We start from the raw sequence: 1517 nt of genomic DNA on the forward strand, positions 1-1517 counted from the left end.
GACGGAGACGCGCTTTGTGAACGGTGCGCTGGATCGCACCGAACGTTGGAATGCCGTGGTTTCCATCGTGCAGCAGACGCCGCGCACCGAGCAGCGCCTGCGCAAGAACCCCCTGGGCATCTACGTCAATGGGCTGTCATGGAGCCGCGAACTGGAAGGAAACGAAGGAGCAAAACCATGAATGATCTTTTCCGTAAATCCGCCTTGCCGGTGATGCTTCTGGCTTCGACCGTGTTGTTTTCTGGCTGCGCCACGCAGGGCAAGCCGCCGCCGACCATTTCGCTCGATGAGCCGGTGCAGGCCCAGCCGCTGCCGGAGCCGCCTGTGCCCGTGGAGGTAGTAGCCGTATCGCAGGTGCTGCCGATGCCGGCGCAGATGAAGCCTGTGCCGGATGCCAAGCCCGCCGCAGAACCTGCCGATGAAACCGTGCGCGTTTCGCGCGCCAATGCCGAAGCGCGCATTGCGCCGACGCGCGAGGGCTATGTCAACGCGATTCAGGTCTGGCCCTTCACCGATGGCGCGCTGTACCAGGTCTACGCGGCCGTGGGCCGCGTGACCGTGATCGCGCTCCAGCCAGGCGAGGAACTGGTGACGGTGGCGGCGGGCGATACCGTGCGCTGGATCGTGGGTGATACATCGAGCGGCAGCGGCGATGCGCTGCGCGTCAACGTGATGGTCAAGCCGATCCGCTCGGGCCTGAAGACCAATCTGGTCATCACCACCAGCCGCAGGACGTACCTGCTGGAACTGACTTCGACCGAGAAGACATGGATGGCATCGGTGTCCTGGGAGTACCCGAAGGACAAGATGCTGGCCCTGCAGCGCCAGTCGCAGGCGGCCAGCGCCGCCGCGCCGGTCGATAGCGGCCTGTCGCTGGAGAAGATCCGTTTCCGCTACGCGGTCAGCGGCAGCAATCCGCCGTGGAAGCCGCTGCGCGCCTTCGAAGATGGCGAGAAGGTCTACATCCAGATCCCCGCCGGCATCGCACAAGGCGAGCTGCCGCCGCTGTTTGTCATCGGCGCGCAGGGTGACGGACAACTGGTGAACTACCGTTTCCGCTCGCCGTACTACATCGTGGATCGGCTGTTCGGCGCGGCCGAATTGCGCCTGGGCGGCGACAAGGGCGACGTGGTGCGCATTGAGCGCACAGACGGTGTCTCGGGTGGCACGCGGAGGAACTGACCATGAGCCAGGACGATTCCCCTGACCTTGCGCCGCAAACGGGCAAGGTCGCGCCCGAGGCGGTGGCGCTGCGCGCCCAGCCGCGTGCCGTGACCCGGTTGAACCGGCGCACGCTGGCCGTCCTCATCGGCGGCCTGTCGGTCGCCGTGCTCGGGGCCACGATCTGGTCGTTGCAGCCGCATCGACGCGGTGCGGGCGAGCAGACCGAGCTTTACAACGTCGATCGCGTCTCGAAGTCCGAAGGGCTGGACGGCCTGCCGGCCGACTACTCGAAGCTGCCGCCGGCCTTGCCGCCCGCTGTGCCCGAGCTAGGGCCGCCGCTGCCGGGCGACCTC

Annotated in this window: 2 protein-coding genes and 1 pseudogene; all 3 read left to right on the forward strand. The window is 66.6% G+C overall.

All coding sequences use genetic code 11. The features are described from left to right. Positions 1-181: VirB8/TrbF family protein (locus Q0X16_RS10550; RefSeq protein WP_297833975.1), on the forward strand; the 181-nt coding region annotated here is incomplete at its 5' end. Then, a complete protein-coding gene (gene trbG, locus Q0X16_RS10555; protein ID WP_297833978.1) occupies positions 178-1182 on the forward strand; it encodes a P-type conjugative transfer protein TrbG in 1005 nt (334 codons plus the stop codon). The genes Q0X16_RS10550 and trbG, both read left to right, overlap by 4 nt. Positions 1183-1184: 2 nt before the next feature. Beyond that, positions 1185-1517, forward strand: a pseudogene (locus tag Q0X16_RS10560) (conjugal transfer protein TrbI); the annotation flags it as partial.

The sequence above is a fragment of the Thermomonas sp. genome (assembly GCF_025993755.1).
Lineage (GTDB): Bacteria > Pseudomonadota > Gammaproteobacteria > Xanthomonadales > Xanthomonadaceae > Thermomonas.

What these genes read in the sequence shown, in the direction of transcription:
- trbG (WP_297833978.1), top strand. Translation starts at nt 178, where the DNA reads ATGAATGATCTTTTCCGTAAATCCGCCTTGCCGGTGATGCTTCTGGCT.